At 59.5% G+C, this 262-nt stretch carries 1 pseudogene; it reads left to right on the top strand.

Features of this window, described 5'->3' with window-relative positions:
- Positions 1-262, top strand: a pseudogene (locus HWD93_RS18530) (formate dehydrogenase); the annotation flags it as partial.

Raw genomic sequence — 262 nt, 5'->3', positions numbered from 1 at the left:
AGCCGGAGCACCGCTCGGTGATGGAGCTGTGCGAAAACGGCGTCAAGGCCGTCTCCTGGGAAACCACCGGCAAAAAAGCCTCGCCGGCGTTCTTTGCCCGCCACACGCTGAGCGAGCTTTGGCAGCAAAGCGACTTTGAGCTGGAAAACAGCGGCCGGCTCACTCATCCGATGAAATACGACATTATCAGCGATACCTACCAGCCCATCGCGTGGGAGGAGGCGTTTGCCGAAATCGGTAACATCATGCGCGGGTTCTCCCC

Source organism: Curtobacterium sp. C2H10, from assembly GCF_025407985.1.
Classification (GTDB): domain Bacteria; phylum Actinomycetota; class Actinomycetes; order Actinomycetales; family Microbacteriaceae; genus Curtobacterium.
The sequence above is the reverse complement of the archived record's forward strand: the minus strand, read 5'-3'. Positions and strand labels throughout refer to the sequence as shown.